18 protein-coding genes and 1 pseudogene are annotated in these 15,739 nt (G+C 69.0%); 10 read left to right on the forward strand and 9 right to left on the reverse strand.

Features of this window, described 5'->3' with window-relative positions:
* The first annotated feature begins 7 nt into the window (after positions 1 to 7).
* The gene (locus SSPN_RS0112445) at positions 8 to 514 is read left to right on the forward strand and encodes a DUF3093 domain-containing protein (protein WP_010695031.1); all 507 of its coding nucleotides are present in this window, start codon (positions 8 to 10) and stop codon (positions 512 to 514) included.
* Positions 515 to 717: 203 nt separating this feature from the next.
* Here SSPN_RS0112445 and SSPN_RS0112450 read toward each other — a convergent pair whose 3' ends face one another.
* Complete coding sequence (locus tag SSPN_RS0112450; protein WP_010695032.1) at positions 718 to 1,017, reverse strand: DUF4193 domain-containing protein; 300 nt, start codon at positions 1,015 to 1,017, stop codon at positions 718 to 720.
* Positions 1,018 to 1,496: 479 nt separating this feature from the next.
* On the opposite strand from SSPN_RS0112450, the gene cei reads away from it, so the two are divergent.
* Positions 1,497 to 2,189, forward strand: coding sequence for an envelope integrity protein Cei (gene cei / locus SSPN_RS0112455; RefSeq protein ID WP_202798809.1), 693 nt, complete (start codon positions 1,497 to 1,499; stop codon positions 2,187 to 2,189).
* 87 nt (positions 2,190 to 2,276) lie between these two features.
* Here cei and SSPN_RS0112460 read toward each other — a convergent pair whose 3' ends face one another.
* Positions 2,277 to 3,107, reverse strand: coding sequence for an inositol monophosphatase family protein (locus tag SSPN_RS0112460; RefSeq protein ID WP_029535253.1), 831 nt, complete (start codon positions 3,105 to 3,107; stop codon positions 2,277 to 2,279).
* A gap of 63 nt (positions 3,108 to 3,170) precedes the next feature.
* Here SSPN_RS0112460 and ppgK point away from each other — a divergent pair, with 63 nt between their 5' ends.
* From ppgK to SSPN_RS0112480, 4 genes and pseudogenes are all read left to right on the forward strand, one after another.
* On the forward strand, positions 3,171 to 3,932 hold the full coding sequence (ppgK, locus tag SSPN_RS0112465) for a polyphosphate--glucose phosphotransferase (RefSeq protein ID WP_010695035.1): 762 nt from the start codon (positions 3,171 to 3,173) through the stop codon (positions 3,930 to 3,932).
* A 225-nt stretch (positions 3,933 to 4,157) separates the two neighbouring features.
* A pseudogene (locus SSPN_RS43585) lies at positions 4,158 to 5,572 on the forward strand (RNA polymerase sigma factor).
* 167 nt (positions 5,573 to 5,739) lie between these two features.
* Positions 5,740 to 6,030 carry a hypothetical protein gene (locus tag SSPN_RS0112475; RefSeq protein ID WP_143539515.1) on the forward strand — a complete coding sequence of 97 codons (291 nt, stop codon included), beginning with the start codon at positions 5,740 to 5,742 and terminating at the stop codon, positions 6,028 to 6,030.
* A gap of 642 nt (positions 6,031 to 6,672) precedes the next feature.
* Positions 6,673 to 6,864: a DUF7455 domain-containing protein gene (locus SSPN_RS0112480; RefSeq protein ID WP_010695037.1), complete on the forward strand. Its 192-nt coding sequence runs from the start codon at positions 6,673 to 6,675 to the stop codon at positions 6,862 to 6,864.
* 154 nt (positions 6,865 to 7,018) lie between these two features.
* Here the strand turns inward: SSPN_RS0112480 and SSPN_RS0112485 are convergent, their stop codons facing one another.
* Positions 7,019 to 8,230, reverse strand: a complete 1,212-nt coding sequence (locus SSPN_RS0112485) for a cysteine desulfurase-like protein (RefSeq protein WP_029535254.1) — start codon at positions 8,228 to 8,230, stop codon at positions 7,019 to 7,021.
* A 75-nt stretch (positions 8,231 to 8,305) separates the two neighbouring features.
* Complete coding sequence (locus SSPN_RS0112490; protein ID WP_010695039.1) at positions 8,306 to 10,075, reverse strand: DEAD/DEAH box helicase; 1,770 nt, start codon at positions 10,073 to 10,075, stop codon at positions 8,306 to 8,308.
* Positions 10,076 to 10,416: 341 nt separating this feature from the next.
* Here SSPN_RS0112490 and SSPN_RS43590 point away from each other — a divergent pair, with 341 nt between their 5' ends.
* Complete coding sequence (locus SSPN_RS43590) at positions 10,417 to 11,448, forward strand: YihY/virulence factor BrkB family protein (RefSeq protein ID WP_237710639.1); 1,032 nt, start codon at positions 10,417 to 10,419, stop codon at positions 11,446 to 11,448.
* A 25-nt stretch (positions 11,449 to 11,473) separates the two neighbouring features.
* On the opposite strand, the gene SSPN_RS0112500 is transcribed toward SSPN_RS43590, so the two are convergent.
* Complete coding sequence (locus tag SSPN_RS0112500; protein WP_029535255.1) at positions 11,474 to 11,722, reverse strand: DUF3039 domain-containing protein; 249 nt, start codon at positions 11,720 to 11,722, stop codon at positions 11,474 to 11,476.
* 57 nt (positions 11,723 to 11,779) lie between these two features.
* On the reverse strand, positions 11,780 to 12,127 hold the full coding sequence (locus SSPN_RS0112505; protein WP_044572876.1) for a DUF3099 domain-containing protein: 348 nt from the start codon (positions 12,125 to 12,127) through the stop codon (positions 11,780 to 11,782).
* 148 nt (positions 12,128 to 12,275) lie between these two features.
* On the opposite strand from SSPN_RS0112505, the gene SSPN_RS0112510 reads away from it, so the two are divergent.
* The 3 genes from SSPN_RS0112510 (at position 12,276) to SSPN_RS43595 (ending at position 13,597) form a co-directional block, all read left to right on the forward strand.
* Positions 12,276 to 12,950, forward strand: coding sequence for a lysophospholipid acyltransferase family protein (locus SSPN_RS0112510; protein WP_010695043.1), 675 nt, complete (start codon positions 12,276 to 12,278; stop codon positions 12,948 to 12,950).
* 44 nt (positions 12,951 to 12,994) lie between these two features.
* Positions 12,995 to 13,231 carry a hypothetical protein gene (locus SSPN_RS54625; protein ID WP_143539514.1) on the forward strand — a complete coding sequence of 79 codons (237 nt, stop codon included), beginning with the start codon at positions 12,995 to 12,997 and terminating at the stop codon, positions 13,229 to 13,231.
* 183 nt (positions 13,232 to 13,414) lie between these two features.
* A complete protein-coding gene (locus SSPN_RS43595) occupies positions 13,415 to 13,597 on the forward strand; it encodes a hypothetical protein (RefSeq protein ID WP_029535256.1) in 183 nt (60 codons plus the stop codon).
* 116 nt (positions 13,598 to 13,713) lie between these two features.
* On the opposite strand, the gene SSPN_RS0112525 is transcribed toward SSPN_RS43595, so the two are convergent.
* From SSPN_RS0112525 to SSPN_RS0112540, 3 genes are all read right to left on the reverse strand, one after another.
* On the reverse strand, positions 13,714 to 14,256 hold the full coding sequence (locus SSPN_RS0112525; RefSeq protein ID WP_029535257.1) for an RNA 2'-phosphotransferase: 543 nt from the start codon (positions 14,254 to 14,256) through the stop codon (positions 13,714 to 13,716).
* A 6-nt stretch (positions 14,257 to 14,262) separates the two neighbouring features.
* Positions 14,263 to 14,844 (reverse strand): HhH-GPD-type base excision DNA repair protein, encoded by a 582-nt coding sequence (locus SSPN_RS0112530; protein WP_010695049.1) that lies wholly within the window; start codon positions 14,842 to 14,844, stop codon positions 14,263 to 14,265.
* A gap of 253 nt (positions 14,845 to 15,097) precedes the next feature.
* Positions 15,098 to 15,715, reverse strand: a complete 618-nt coding sequence (locus SSPN_RS0112540; RefSeq protein WP_010695148.1) for a hypothetical protein — start codon at positions 15,713 to 15,715, stop codon at positions 15,098 to 15,100.
* Positions 15,716 to 15,739 lie beyond the last annotated feature (24 nt).

Consider the following 15,739-nt stretch of genomic DNA (forward strand, 5'->3'; position numbering starts at 1 on the left):
TGAAGCCGTGTCGGAAAGCGCAGAAGCGGTCAGCGTCGCCGGGGACACCCCCGGTCAGGCGAATGCGGAGGGACGTCCGGTGTTCCGCGAACGGTTGTACGCGTCCTGGTGGACGTGGCCGTTGCCGGTGATCGGTGCCGCGATCATGGCCGCCACAGTGCACATGGGCTACCCGGGCGTGCGCGCGTGGTTGCCCTACGTCGTGCTCATCACGCTGGCCATCGCGATCCCGATCTGGCTGGGCCGGATCAAGGTCGAGGTCACCGGGGGTGAGCTGTGGGTCGGCGACGCCCACCTGCCGCTGCGGTTCATAGACGAGGTCGAGGTCATCACCCCTGCCGAGCAGCGGCAGGCGCTCGGCCCGGACCTGGACCCGGCCGCGTTCATGGTGCACCGCTCGTGGATCCGCACCTCCGTGCGGATCTGGTTGAACGACCCGGACGACCCCACCCCGTACTGGGTGGTCAGCACCCGGCGTCCCGAAGAACTCATCGCCGCCCTGAAGAAGGCGTGAATGCGGCGGGCGAGCGCTGACCGTCCCGAAATCACCTTCGAAACGACGCAGCGACTCGGCTCGGCCCTCGCGAACCGGCACCGCCGCGCGTTCGTCGAACGACGACGCACGACCGTGCGGGATCGGTCCGCAAAACAACTGGGCACACGCCGTCAGCGTGTGCCCAGCCACTTCCCGGTCTCGTCGACGCCCGGCCGCCTGGATCAGGCGGCGCAGTCGCGGCAAACGGGCTGGCCATTACGGTTCTCGGCCAGCCGGCTGCGGTGGTGGACGAGGAAGCAGCTCGAGCAGGTGAACTCGTCAGCCTGCTTCGGGAGCACCTTGACGGTCATCTCCTCGCCGGACAGGTCCGCGCCCGGCAGTTCGAAGTTCTCCGCGATCGCCCCTTCGTCCTCGTCGACGACGCCGGATTGCGCATCGTTGCGTCGCGCCTTCAGCTCCTCCAACGAGTCCTCAGCCAAGTCTTCGGACTCTCGGCGCGGAGCGTCGTAGTCGGTCGCCATCGTGATTCACCCCTGCGTTAGTGGAGACTGCAATGGTGTGCCGCTGGTAAACGTTCCAGGACCCGGATTTGTGCCCGCTGGCACAGTGACCGTGGTCTCGCCCTGCAACGCCTTCAGTTCCCCCGTTATGAGCGACTTGCCTCATCCGGCACTCCGTGAGGCGCCGAGAGGGTAGCTCATGACGAGTCCGCGCACGCATCAGGTCACCCATAGGTGTGGTGTTCGCTGCATCCGCGGGCTGTCGAAGATCAATCCTCCGGCGCCGCCCGGTCGCCTTCTTCGGTTGCCCAGCAATGCACCTCGTGATGCGGTGTCCAGGCAGTTCACTCGTCGGCATCGATTCAGCGGCCCGCGCCCGGCGTCCGCGACACGGTGGCGACGTCCAGCGCCGCACGACGCGAGCCGTACGCATAGGCTGATCTAGTGAAGACGGGCACACGCTGGTCGGGACATCCAGGGAGGGGCGGGACGTGTCAGCCGTGAGTACAAGGTCGGGGCGACGAACCCGTTACCGGCGGCGTCGACCACTGCCCGCTCTGGTGGTGCTGGTCGGGCTCGTGGTGCTGTCCGGATTGCTGTGGACCCGAGTCTTCGATTCGGTCAAGGACATCGAAGCCGCGACCACCTGCAACCCGCCCGGGATTCCGACCGCCGCACCTCACGGCGGGGAAACCACCGAGCCGGTGCCGCTCGGTCAGATGCTGCCGCGCGACGCGCTCGATTCGACCAACCCGATCCCACCACAGGACGTGCAGGTGCGGGTGCTCAACGGCAACGGCGAGACCCGGCAGGCGTCGCTGGTCAGCGACGAGCTCGCCAACCTCGGCTTCGCCAAGGGTGGCGCGGACAACGACCCGGTCTACGTCAACTACGACCTGAAGTGCCACGGCCAGATCCGCTTCGGCGTTGCCGGGGTGAGCGGGGCGCGGACGCTGAGCCTCATCGCGCCGTGCGCCCAACTGGTGCGCGACGACCGCCGCGACGCCAGCATCGACTTCGCGCTGGGGTCTTCCTTCGACGACATCAAGACCACCTCGGAGGCCAAGCAGGCGCTCCAGGAGTTGGAGAACTGGGTGCCGCAACGGGACCAGCAGGGCGGGGCCCACCAAGAAGTGACACCGCCTCAGATCGATAGCGAGCTGCTCAACAAGGCCCGCGATGTGCACTGCTGACGCAACAGTTCCGAGCGAAGGGCGCCTCCACCTGCTGCCCCAGAAGGCAGCGAGCAGAGGCGCCCTCCACCTGTCATCCGTCAGTGGTCAGACGCGTCCGGCATCGGCGCGGAGCAGCGCGTCGGTCAACTCCCCCGCGATCCCCGGCGCAGCGCAGACGATCATCCCGTCGCCCAGTCCGTCGGTCGACCCCGGCTGCGGCAGCCGCAGTTCCGCACCGGCCTCGGCGACGATCAGCGCACCAGCCGCCCAGTCCCACCGGTTGAGGCCGACCTCGTACATGCCGTCCAACCAGCCCGCGCCGACAGCGCACAGATCCAGCGACGCCACCCCGGCCCGCCGGATGTCGCGCACCTGGCCCAGCAGCCGACCGAGCACCTGGGCCTGCGCCGTGCGGCGCGCCACGGAGTAGGCGAACCCGGTGCCGATCAGCGACAGGTCGAGCCGGTCGGCGTTCGAGACCCGCAGGCGGCGGCCGTCCAGGAAGGCGCCGTGCCCGGCGGCGGCGCTCCACACCCGGCCGGAAACCGGCTCCACCACCGCACCGGCCACCGAACACCCGTCGAGCTGCGCGGCGAGCGAAACGGAGTACCAGGGGAAGCCGTACAGGTAGTTGACGGTGCCGTCGATCGGGTCGACCACCCAGCGCAGCCCTTCGAGCGCGCCGTCGCCGCCTTCCTCCTCCCCCAGCACCGACTCACCGGGCCGCAGCTGCGCCAGCCGCTCCCGCACGAGCCGCTCCACCGCTCGATCACCTGCCGTGACGACATCGGTCTCGGTACTCTTCGTATTAACCGCACCATCGGTGACCGACTGGTCACGCACAGTACGGGCCAGATCTGCGGCCTCTCGGGCGACCCGTACCGCTACCTGGCACAAGGCTTTTGCGTCTACTTCTGCTGCCAATCCCACATTCATATCGCAACACAACCCGGTTAAGGTCTGCACACCCTCATCTGAATCGAGTAGGAAGGATCAGTCATGGCGACTGCCCGCGGTTTCGGCGTTGATATCGGCGGGTCTGGCATCAAGGGCTGCCCGGTCGACATCGACGGTGGCGTGCTGGCCGAGGAGCGGATGCGGATCCCCACCCCGCAGCCCTCGACCCCGTCCGCTGTGGCGGATGCCGTGGCGGAGATCGTCGAGAAGTTCTCCTGGACCGGTCCGGTCGGCATCACGCTGCCCTGCGTGATCAAGGACGGCACCGCGCTCACCGCGGCGAACATCGACAAGGGCTGGATCGGCACGGACGCCCAGGAGCTGTTCGCCGAGCGGCTCGGCCGCACCCGCGACGACGTGCTGGTACTCAACGACGCCGACGCCGCCGGCACCGCCGAGATTCGCAGCGGAGCCGGCGCCGGTCACCGCGGCCTCGTGGTGGTGCTGACCTTCGGCACCGGCATCGGCAGCGCCATGTTCGTTGACGGCAAGCTGGTGCCCAACACCGAGTTCGGGCACATCGAGGTGGACGGCCACGACGCGGAGAAGCAGGCCGCGGCCTCGGTGAAGGACGACCTAGAGCTGACCTACGAGCAGTGGGCGCCGCGGGTCAGCCACTACATCCAGGCGCTCGAGAAGTTCATCTGGCCCGATCTGATCATTCTCGGCGGCGGGGTCAGCAAAAAGGGTCACAAGTGGATTCCGCTGCTGGAGACCCGCACGCCCGTGGTGGCCGCGGCGCTGCGCAACGACGCAGGAATCGTCGGGGCCGCGACGGCAGCCGCGACCAGGCACAACGCCTGATGCGCCGACCACGTAGCACATGTCGGGACGCGCGGACTCCGCCTTGCAGCGGAACCGCACCCCCGCATCGCGGTTACAATGGAACACAGCCCACTTGATTCGAAGTCCTCGTCGAGGAGAACACCGAGGCAGGCACCGGGTGTTTCCTCAACAGCAGCAGGACTGAATCCAGTGGGTTGTTCCCCCGACCTTCGGCGGCCGAGGTTTCGCGCCCTCCGGCCTGCCCTGATCGACCGTCGCGAAAGGGCGTACGTGGCAGCCGCAGAAACCGCAACCCGACGCTCCGCTGCAGCAACCGGCGGTGCCCAGTCCCAGTCGGGCCAGTCCCAGGCCACCCCAGCTTCGGAGGCGGCTGCTTCGTCTGACACCGAGCAGACGAACTCCACCGCCGCGCGCAAGAGCACTCCCAAGAGCTCGACGGGTGCGAAGTCGACGGCCCGCAAGACCACCGCCGCGAAGTCGGCGGGGGCCAAGAAGGGTGCCAAGGCCCCGGCTAAGAAGTCGACCAAGTCGGCTTCCGCCAAGGGCAGCGGCGAGGGCATGGAGATCGACGAACCGATCGAGACCGACCTGACGTCCCCGGACGTCGGCGACCTCGCCGACGTCGAGGTGGAAATTCCGGAAGAGCCGGTTCCGGAGGAGGAAACCAAGGAATCCGGCGACTTCGTCTGGGACGAAGAGGAGTCCGAGGCGCTCCGGCAGGCGCGCAAGGACGCCGAACTGACGGCCTCCGCCGACTCGGTGCGCGCCTACCTGAAGCAGATCGGCAAGGTCGCGCTGCTCAACGCCGAGGAAGAGGTGGAGCTGGCCAAGCGCATCGAGGCCGGTCTCTACGGCGCGGAGCGGCTGCGGCAGGTCGAGGAGGCCGGCGAGCAGCTGACCACCCAGATGCGCCGCGATCTGCGCTGGATCGTGCGCGACGGCGAGCGGGCGAAGAACCACCTGCTGGAGGCGAACCTCCGCCTGGTCGTGAGCCTGGCCAAGCGCTACACCGGCCGCGGCATCTGGACCTCATCCAGGAGGGCAACCTCGGCCTCATCCGCGCGGTGGAGAAGTTCGACTACACCAAGGGTTACAAGTTCTCCACGTACGCGACCTGGTGGATCCGGCAGGCCATCACCCGCGCTATGGCCGACCAGGCCCGCACCATCCGCATCCCGGTGCACATGGTCGAGGTGATCAACAAGCTCGGCCGGATCCAGCGCGAGCTGCTGCAGGACCTGGGCCGCGAGCCCACGCCCGAAGAGCTCGCCAAGGAAATGGACATCACCCCGGAGAAGGTGCTGGAGATCCAGCAGTACGCCCGGGAACCCATCTCCCTGGACCAGACCATCGGCGACGAGGGCGACAGCCAGCTCGGTGACTTCATCGAGGACTCCGAGGCGGTCGTCGCGGTCGACGCGGTGTCGTTCACGCTGCTGCAGGACCAACTGCAGTCGGTGCTGGCGACGCTGTCCGAGCGGGAGGCCGGCGTGGTCCGGCTGCGGTTCGGGCTGACCGACGGCCAGCCGCGGACGCTGGACGAGATCGGCCAGGTCTACGGGGTGACCCGGGAGCGGATCCGGCAGATCGAGTCCAAGACGATGTCGAAGCTGCGCCACCCGTCCCGGTCCCAGGTGCTGCGCGACTACCTGGACTGAGCTTCATCTCGGCCGATGCCGTCGACCCGCGATCTCGCGGTCGGCGGCATCGGTCGTTTGGGGTGCCCGAATCAGCTCGGGACGTTCTGCCCGCGTCCATCCGGGCGCGGGAGCCCATCCTGGGGAAACCGAACCTCAAGAGGCAGCCGCACGAGGGGGTGCGCATCATGTCCGTTCGGTTCCTCGTCCTCGCGCTCACCTCATTTGCAGCGCTGGCCGTGCTGCTGGGGGCCGGCGCCGCGCTCCCCGCACGGGTGCCCACCGCAGCGGAACCACCGGCTTCGCCGCCCGTGCTGACCGACCAGGTGAAGCCGCTCGAGCTCCGCTCCGCCCCGTCCGGCACCACCGGCACGCCGGGGACCTCTGGCAGCGCCGGAATCGGCACCTCGGGCTCGACGGCCGGGACCGTCAGAGACCCGGGGCAGACCGTCATCCTCGACTGGCCCGGGGCCCGCTGAGCCGACCTCCGCGCCAGCTCGGACAGCCTCGTCGGGACCGTGCGATCTGATCACGAAGTGCAGCATGCCGTCGGCGCGGATTCGATCCCGGTTGGATGATCTGCGCTGGGCGCCGCTGTCCAGCACGGCCCGACCGCCCGGCGGTGGGCCGCGGCGCACGACCGAGAGCTACCAGGCGCGGCACATCGCTTGATCGCGCCGTCGCGCGGGGTGCCCGAACTGTCGCTGGAGACACCGGAGAGGGCCGTCGGGGGCACTTCCGCGTCGAAAAACCGTCCGCCTGGTGGGATTTCCTGTTCGCTTCCAGCGGAACCGGCGGCCGCAGACCAGCGTCCGATATGTGATCTGAAACACCAAATTTCCGGTTCCTGATCGGCATCGACTTCCGAAAACCGGCCCCACCAGGCGTTATTTCCGCATGTCACAAGGCTCCCCGCGATGTTGATCACGCTCCGCGAGCGGTGCTGCTACAACCGGGTACTTCATGGTGACGACCGTCGCCACCCGGCGCGGGAACACTGACTGGGGCTGAAGCGTCTGGAAGAGTGGAGCAAACGAGCACCGCTCCCACAACCAGTGGGCCAACGGTGGTCGTAGCAGGATCGAGGGCGTCGGGTGATTCCGACGCCGGGACGGAGGGAGATGACGATGCCGGGAACGCTCACCCGCCCCGAGCTGACCGCCGCCGACCGCTGCGACCGCTGCGGGGCCGCTGCGAAGCTTCGCGCCGTATTGCCATCCGGTGGCGAGCTTCTGTTCTGCGGGCATCACGCCCGTGCGTACGAGGCCGGGCTGCGCGAGGTGCAGGCCGACCTCCAGCAGGACGAGCAGTAAGAACCCGTCAGACCGAACACCGGGCCCCCGCAGGTTCCCTGCGGGGGCCCGGTCGTACTTGCAGGGGTTCCGCATGGTCAGGCCACGCGAGCGCTTTCCGGTGCCATCGTGCCCAGCAGCACTCGCGATCGACTACTTGCGGAAACGCTCGTTCTCAGCCGGCGATTTCGGCCAGCGCGTCGAGCAGTCGTTGCACCTCCGACCGGCTCGTGTAGTGCGACAGGCTGGCCCGCACGCCGCCCTTCGGGCCGATGCCGAGCGCGTGCACCGCCTCCCAGGCGTACGAATGCCCGAAGGAGACGTTCAGACCGCGCTCGGCGAGCTGCTCCGCGACGGCCGCAGGTTCCTTCCCCGGGAGCCCGAAGAACGCCGTGGGAGTGCATGCGCCCTCCGGAGCGCCGTAGCGAACCACCCCGTCCAGCGCGGCGAGCCCGTCGAACAGCGCCCGGGCCAGTTCGTCCTCGTGGGCCTGCACTGAGCGGCGGGAGACCGCCAGCCGCTCGGTCCGGCTGCCGTCGGCGTCGGAATCCAGCCCCGCCAGGTGCTCCACGGCGGCCACCACCCCGGCCAACGCGGCGAACGGGTTGGTGCCGAGCTCGAACCGCTCCGGCGAGGTGTCCGGCGAGGGCGTGAGCTTGTCCGGGTGCAGGTTCTCCAGCGACCACGGGTCGGCGGCGACCACGGCAGCCAGGTGCGGCCCCGCCCACTTGTAGGCACTGGTCGCGTAGAAGTCGGCGCCCAGGTCGGCCAGGCGCACATGGGCGTGCGGGCAGTGCTGGACCCCGTCGACGTAGGACAGGGCGCCGACCTGCCGGGCCCGGTCGGTGATCGCTTGCAGGTCAGGCATGGTGCCCAGCACATTCGAGGCCGCCGTGACGGCGACCAGTTTGGTGCGCTCGCCGATGAGGCTGGTGACGTGGTCGGCGGGCAGCTCGCCCGTCGCGGGGTCCAGCTCCGCCATCCGCACGGCCGCACCCGCCCGCTGCGCGTGCTGTACCCAGGGGCGCACGTTGGCGTCGTGGTCCAGCTGCGTCACCACGATCTCGTCGCCGGGCCGCCAAGCGGCGGCCAGCACGGCGGCGAACCGGTAAGTCAGGGCGGTCATGCTCGGGCCGAATACCACGCACGCGGGGTCCGAGGCACCCACCAGGTCGGCGACTGACGCCCGCGCCTCCGCGACGATCCCGCCGGCGCGGCGGCTGGACTCGTACGGGCCGCCCACGTTGGACATCCCGACCCGGTAAGCGTCGCTGACCGCGTCGATCACCGGCTGCGGGACCTGGGTGCCCGCAGCGCCGTCCAGCCACGCCCGACCGTCCGCCAACGCCGGATACTGCGCCCGGATCTTCTCCACGTCAAAAGCCATGCCCCGACCCTATGAGACCAAAGTCGGTGACCGAACAGATCACCGCTGCACCATTCGGGTCCACTGCCCGAGCGGTCACCAGGAACGCAGGGTGGCGATGCGCTCTTCGAGCTGTTCGACCGTGGCCATCGCGGTGGGTGGTCCGCCGCAGGTCTTCTGCAGCTCGTTGTAGATCTTGCCGTGCGGCTTCCGGGTACGGTGGTGGTGCAGCGACACGAGCGTGTTCAGCTCCTTGCGGAGCTTCTGCAACCGCTCCTGCACGGTCTGCGGCCGCACGCGCTGCTCGGCCTGCTCAGCGGCCTTCGCCGCCTTCGCCACCGCCTCGCGCTTGCCGACGTCCTCCAACTGCTGCTCTTGGCGCTGCCGCAGCAGCGCACGCACCTGGTCGGGTTCCAGCAGGCCGGGCAGCCCGAGGTAGTCCTGCTCCTCCTCGCTGGTGCTGAACGCGGCCGTGCCGAACGACGACCCGTCGTAGATCACCTGGTCCAGCTCGGCCTCGGCGCCCAGCGAGGTGAACGCCTTCTCGTCCTCGCCGGGCTCGTCGCGCTTGCTGTTGGCCGCGGCCAGCAGCTCGTCGTCCCAGCCGTCCTTCTCCCGGTGCGGCTTGCCGAGCACGTGGTCCCGCTGCGCTTCCAGCTGGCTGGCCAGCTCAAGCAGCACGGGGACGCTCGGCAGGAAGATGCTCGCCGTCTCGCCCGGCCGCCGGGACCGCACGAACCGGCCCACTGCCTGCGCGAAGTACAGCGGCGTCGAGGCGCTCGTGGCGTAGACGCCGACCGCCAGCCGCGGCACGTCAACGCCTTCGCTGACCATGCGGACCGCGACCATCCAGCGGTCCTCGGACTCGGCGAACCCGGCAATGCGCCCGGACGCCTGCGGGTCGTCGGAGAGCACCACCACCGGGTCGTGCCCGGTAAGCCTGTGCAGGGTCTTCGCGTAGGCCTTGGCCGTGACGTGGTCAGTGGCGATCACCAGGCCACCGGCGTCCGGGATGCCGCCCTTGCGCAGCTGCGTCAACCGGGTGTCGGCAGCCTGCAGCACCGTCGGGATCCACTCCCCCGCCGGGTCCAGGGCGGTCCGCCAGGCCCGCGCGGTCTGCTCGGCGGTCAGCGGCTCGCCCAGGCGGGCGCTGAACTCGTCGCCTGCGTTGGTGCGCCACCGGGCCTCGCCGGAGTACGCCAGGAACAGCACCGGCCGGACGACGCCGTCGTTGAGGGCGTCGGAGTAGCCGTAGGAGTGGTCCGGGCGGCTGCGCAGCGAGCCGTCGGCGTCGGGTTCGTAGCCGATGAACGGGATGGGCGAGTCGTCGCTGCGGAACGGGGTACCGGTCAACGACAGGCGCCGCACGGCCGGGGTGAACGCCTCCCGGATCGCATCGCCCCAGGACTTCGCGTCGCCCGCGTGGTGCACCTCATCGAGGATCACCAGCGTCTTGCGACGTTCGGTGCGCACCCGGTGCAGCGTCGAATGCGCCGCGACCTGCGCGTAGGTCACCACGACGCCGCGGTAGTCGCTGGAGGTGATGCCGTCGCTGTTGCGGAAGTTGGAGTCCAGCGGGATGCCCGCGCCGCCAGCGGCCAACGCCCACTGGTGCTTGAGGTGCTCGGTGGGAGCCACCACGGTCACCGCTTCGACCGTGCGGTCGGCCAGGAGCTCCGCGGCGACCCGCAGCCCGAAAGTCGTCTTGCCCGCGCCCGGCGTCGCGACCGCCAGGAAGTCCTGCGGCTTGCTCGACAGGTACTTGGTGAGGGCTCGCCGCTGCCAGGCGCGCAGTGGCCGGGAAGGAGCCTGTGAGGGGTCGCTGAGCACGGATCGAACGGAATAGTCGAGTTGCGCTTCGGACACGCCGGCTCGCCGCTCCTTCCTTCTGTCTCCCCTGCTGAATGGCGAGGGCGCGCCACTGCACAGCCCCGCGGCCGCCCGCACGCGCGATGGGCGTCGATCAACTCGAAGCGGGCCGTCGTGCAGCTTACCTTTCGAGTCCGGGCAATACGGGATTGGCCGGAGGAGACCTGCACAACACTCCGTGGTCCCGGTGGTTTTGGCGGGCCGACGCCCGCAGCCGCAGCCGATGAAGCATCCTTATGGGTGCCATGCGTCAGCCGAGTCCACAAGACCACCGGGGACGCAGTGCGACCGTCGCGCCACGGGAAGTCCCGGTGCGGCGTGGGCCACTGCGTCTGGTCATGCGCACGCTCGACAAGGCGTGGTGGGACAACATCTTCTCGGAATCGGCGGCCGCCGCGTTCTGGCAGACGCTGTCCATGCCACCACTGCTGCTCGGGCTGCTGGGCAGCCTCGGCTTCGTCGGCGACTGGTTCGGTCCCACGATCGTCGACGCCGTGCACGACAAGATCCTCGCCTTCTCCCGCAGCGTCTTCACGGCGAACGTGGTGGACCAGATCATCGGCCCCACGGTCGCCGACATCCTGACCAAGGGTCGCAGCGAGATAGTCTCGGTCGGCTTCGTGATCTCGCTGTGGGCGGGTTCTTCGGCGCTGGCGTCGCTGGTCGACTCGATCACCCTCGCCTACGACCAGTACCTGGTGCGCAACAGCGTGTGGCAGCGGATCTTCGCGCTGCTGCTGTACCTGGTGTGCCTGGTCGTCGCGGTGGTCGGGCTGCCGGTGGTCGCGCTGGGCCCGGACTGGCTGCCGACGATCTTCCCGCAGGACCTCCAGGACGACATAGCCTGGCTGGTCCAGGCGTTCTACTACCCGGCGACCGCCGTCGGCCTCGTGGTCGCGCTCGCGACGCTGTACAAGGTGGCGCTACCGCGGAAGCTGCCGTGGCACCGCGGCCTGCCCGGCGCGCTGCTGGCGATGGCGATCTTCCTGTGCGCCAGCATTGGTCTGCGGCTCTACATCACGTGGGTGACCAGCACCGGCTACACCTACGGCGCGCTGGCCACCCCGATCGCGTTCCTGCTGTTCGCGTTCTTCATCGGGCTGGCGATCATCATGGGCGCGCAGTTCAACAACGCGATCCAGGAGATGTGGCCGGCGAAGATGACCCGCCGGGAGCGCCGGCGGTGGCGGCGCCTGGAGATGAAGCGACTCGCGCAGCGGATGCACACCGAAGAGGGCTACCGCGCGTGGCGCAACGGCCAGGCCGAAGAGGGCGACGAGAAGCCGAAACCTACCGCGGAGCCGCCGCGGAACGGCGTCCCGCTGCCGAAGCAACCGAACGACAAGCAGGCCGAACCGCACGGCGGCTGAGCGCCGCCGCGCGATGGTCCTTGGTTCAGTCCTTGCCGCCCGGAGGCAGGGACTCGAAGATCTCCTTGCAGTCCGGGCAGACCGGCGAGCCCGGCTTCGGCGACTTCGTGACGGGGAAGACCTCTCCGCACAGCGCGACCACCATCGTGCCCATGACCGCACTCTCGGCGATCTTGTCCTTCTGCACGTAGTGGAACATCTCCGGCCGGTCGTCACTGGTCTGATCAGTGGTCTCGGTCCGGGTATCGGTCTCCGGCATCGTCATCGTGCTCATGCCCCCAATGATGCCGCACGGCACCGCTGCATGTCGCCGACCGGCCGGGCGCGGCTCTCAGGCGCCGTCGATGACCTGGTGGCTGCGGGATTCGATCGAGTGCCGCGAGCGGCGGAACCGGTTCACGTGCTCGCGCTTCTTCGCCGGGCGGTCGTTGGCGATGAGCACCGCCATCCACGGCAACGGGATGGAAATCGCCAGGATGATCAGTGACAACCACCACAACTGCCACAACTGGAACACCACTGCGGCGATGACCAGACACGGGATGCGGCTGGCCATCATAATCGCGTACCTGCGGCGACGCTTCGCCTGCTGATCGTCGTAGGACGGCTGTGCCTCGGTGATCAGCACCGGGGTGTCGTCACGATGTGAGCTGTTCACGACGCTACCTCCGCGTTTCATGCTCCCACCCGATCGCCTCCGCCGATACCCCGGGTTCGCGATCACCGCCACGCCAGCGATCGGCCTGCCCCAGAGGTTGACCGGTAGGACGCAACGCCGAAACCTCGCCGGGTTAGATTCGATCGGGATCAACGGCGCGGGAGGACGAATGCTGTACGCGGTGAGCAAGCGGGTCGTGGGTGCGGTGACACGGACGATCTACCGGCCGACCGTGATCGACGCCGACAAGGTGCCCACGACTGGACCGGTGATCCTGGCCCCGAACCACCTCGCCGTGCTCGACAGCTTCATCGTGCCGCTGGTGCTGCCGCGCCCGGTGGCGTTCCTGGCCAAGGCCGAGTACTTCGAGGGCACCGGCTTCAAGGGCTCGCTGACCAAGTGGCTGTTCGGCTCACTCGGCGCGATCCCGGTGGAGCGCGGGCGCGGCCGCGCGGCGAAGGAGGCCCTCGAAGCTGCGGAGCAGGTGCTCCGCGACGGCGGCGCGTTCGGCATCCACCCGGAGGGCACCCGCTCGCCCGACGGGCGGCTGTACCGGGGGCGGACCGGCGTGGCACGGCTAACGCTGAGCACCGGCGCTCCGGTGGTGCCCGTCGCGTTGACCGGAACGGACAAACTCCAGCCGCGGGGCAAGAAGCTGCCCCGGCTGCACCCGGTGACCGTCCGCTTCGGCGACCCGCTGGATTTCGCCCGCTATGCCGGAATGGAGGGTTCATTGCCGGTGCTGCGCTCGATCACCGACGAGATCATGTACGCCATCGCCGAGCTTTCCGGCCAGGAGTACGTCGACCGTTACCAGAGCCCCGGCGCCGCCGCGGCGGCCTGATCCCGGGCGAATCCGGCGTTCAGCCAGTGGTTGGACGACCTGTCGTGGTGGGCCCTGAACCAGAGGTGGTCGGCGCATCGGACGTCGTGGGCGATCCAGTCGTTGTAGGCGACCTGGAGTCGGTCGGCGATCCCGAAGTCGTCTCCGCGGGCGGCGAGCTGGTGGGGACGCTGGTCCCCGTCGGTGCCGTCGGTGTCGTGGTCAACGTGGCGGGCGGGCTGGCCAGCTCCGCCGGCGTGGAACCCACCGGCGGGTCCTGGATGCCGTGGCACTGCTCGTAGGTCAGCCCGGCGCAGGGATCCGCCCCGAACGCCGGCTCGCCCCGCGTGGCCTGCAGTTGGTCGTCGATCCACGGATCGCTCGAGCGCGCATTGCCGTTCCCGCTGACATAGCCGCAGGCCTTGTTCGTGATGGCGTTCGGGTTGTCCGGGTCGTCGAATCGCGGCGCGGCATCTGGCTCGCAAGTGAGGCCGACCGGGTTCGGCCTGCGGTCGGCTACCGGCGACGGGAGCGGCACCAAAGACGACATCTTCCTCGGCAACGGGCTCACCAACGGCGCGACGGGCGGCGGTAGCAACTTCGGCGGTGCGGTGCTGCAGGCGCCTATCGCGAACATCAGGCCCGGCAATGCGGCGACGACGGCGTAGCGAGTCATAGGCGATCCCCCAGTGCGAAGGGCCGGTGCGGTCACTGGCCCTGTCATGGGTTCCGCGTTGACGTTGCCGGGCGTTATCCGGTTACCGCCCGTAGTGCCGCCGCCGTGTCAGTCCGGATAGCGGATGAACTCGGGCAGGACGTGATCCACCAGCCAGACGCCGTTCGCACTGACCCGGAACTCGTGCCCGCTCGCGTGCATCCCGGCGGCGTCCACGGTCAACACAACCGGCCGCCCCCGCCGCGCGCCGACATGCTTCGCGGTCTCGCGATCGACCGAGAGGTGGACGTGATGCCGGTTCATCGGCCGCAACCCCTCGGTGCGGATGCCCGCCAGGTTGCGCGAGATCGTGCCGTGGAACAGCAGCGCAGGTGGTTCGGTCACCGGTAGGTCGAGGTCCACCGCGACCGAATGTCCCTGGCTGGCCCTGATCCGGTCGCCCTCGATGGCGTACCGCTGCTTGTCGTTGGCATCGACGACCTGTACCAGCTCCGCACGCGAGATCGGGAACCTGTGCGAGGCGGCCGCCGCGAGCAGCACGTCGACAGCCACCCAGCCGTGCTCGTCCAGCTCGAGCCCGATCCGCTCGGGCTGGTGCCGCAGGTGCTTGGCCAAGTACTTCGAGATCCGCACCAACCTGCGCTCGTCCATCGACGCCTAGCCCTTGGCTGCCTTGGCCGCGGCCTTCTGCTCCTTCTTCCAGGCGCGCACCTCTGCGAGAGACTGATCGTCGACGACGTCGGCGATCGAGCGGCGGGCGTCCGCGTCACCGTAGGCACCGGCTGCCTCGCGCCACCCGGTCGGCTCGACGCCGCGCTGCTTGCCCAGCAGGGCGAGGAAGATCCGCGCCTTCTGGTCGCCGAACCCGGGCAGCGCCTTGAGCCGCTTCAGGACCTCCCTACCGTCCGGATCGCCCTCGGTCCAGATGGCGTCGGTGCGGCCGTCGTAGTTCTCGAGGATGTACTGAGCCAATGCGTGCACCCGCCGCCCCATCGACCCGCCGTAGCGGTGGATCGCGGGCTTCTGCACGCACAGCTCGACGAAGTCGTCGAGGTCGGACTCCGCGATCTTGGCGACGCTGAACCCGCCCATCCGGTCGGCGATCTTCTTCGGCCCCGCGAACGCGATTTCCATGGCGATCTGCTGATCAAGCATCATCCCGACCAGCAGGGCGAACGAGTCATCGGACAGGAGCTTGTCCGCTTCGGCATCGCCGGTGAGGTGCAGCGTTTTCGGCATGGGCACATCGTCGCACGCACTCGAAAACACCGTCAGGACGTGTGTTGACTGCCTACACTTCGTCGCTGCGTCTGAGCCAACGTCGTGCCGCCGCGCCCGTCGAGTGGTTCTCGCGATCGACTGCCACGACGCGGATGCATTGGCCGGGTTCTACGCGAAGTCGCTGGGCGGCGAGATGCACTCGCAGCAGCTCCGGTCGCCGCCCCTGAGTCTGGAACGGGGTCCGTAAAGCACGAGACCGGGGCTGGCTGGTCTACCCCAGTGGTGCGCGGGTGGCGTCGGAGGCTGGCTTTCCCGGGCCCTGCGTTCCGAGCCAGCCGTCGATCAGTTCGACTACCCGACCCGGCGCGGCTCCTCCCTTGATCAGCGCGCTCATCCGCTGGGCCTCCGCTGTCGTCGGTAGGAAGCCGACCAGCACCACCGGGAGCATCAGGCGCCGGGCCAGCAGTTCCTTCGCCGACGTCACCTGCGGCCGGCGGACGACCGACACGTTCACGCGGACCGCGTGCTCGTTGAGCGGCTGAACACCTGGCCGGTCGGTCTCGATGGCGGCGTACCGAAAACCGTGGGCCAGGTTGCACGCGGCGCAGTCCACCGGCCCGCTGCTGAGCCGTTGTCCACACTCATCGCAGGTGATCCGGTCGAGCGCGGCGTCCACCACCCGCCAGTCGTGCCGGTCGGGCTCGGCCACCACCAGTCCGGCGACCTCGGTCTCCGATTCGTCCCCCCAGTCGGCGCGGAAGCGCCGCCACTCGTCCTCGACGATGTCGTCGACCAGCGCCCGGCACCGGCCGCAATCGGGTGCGCCGCTGTACTCATGGCCACCGCATTCACCGCACCGCACGAGCGCGGCGCCGACCGCAGGTCTCATCCAGTCATGGTCGCGCAGAAGAGG

The organism is Saccharopolyspora spinosa NRRL 18395 (assembly GCF_000194155.1).
Lineage (GTDB): Bacteria > Actinomycetota > Actinomycetes > Mycobacteriales > Pseudonocardiaceae > Saccharopolyspora > Saccharopolyspora spinosa.